A 349-nucleotide genomic window follows, 5' to 3' on the forward strand; every position below is an offset into this window, starting at 1 on the left:
TTGAAACCACGGTAGTAAGCTGGCAGGATCGAGTGCTTCCCCACCAAATATGACATAGCGCAGATGCAAGTTTTTATTTTCATCTTCTTGTTCACACACCTGTATTAGTTGCCGGAATGCGGAAGGTGTCTGATTAAGAACCGTAACCTCTTCCTCTACTAACAGTTGATAGAAATCCTTGGGCGATCGACTGATCCAGTAAGGAACAACAACCAATTTTCCGCCATAGAGCAATGCCCCCCAAATCTCCCATACCGAGAAGTCAAACGCATAAGAATGGAAAAGCGTCCAAGTATCTTTTTCATCAAACTGATACCAACATTCCGTTGATTTAAATAAGCGAATCACA

At 42.7% G+C, this 349-nt stretch carries 1 protein-coding gene; it reads right to left on the reverse strand.

All coding sequences use genetic code 11. From position 1 onward, the window contains the following. Positions 1-349: AMP-binding protein (locus MR076_RS27015; RefSeq protein ID WP_242225434.1), on the reverse strand; the 349-nt coding region annotated here is incomplete at both ends.

This window comes from Bacillus cereus group sp. BfR-BA-01380 (assembly GCF_022663535.1).
GTDB classification, from domain to species: domain Bacteria; phylum Bacillota; class Bacilli; order Bacillales; family Bacillaceae_G; genus Bacillus_A; species Bacillus_A cereus_BB.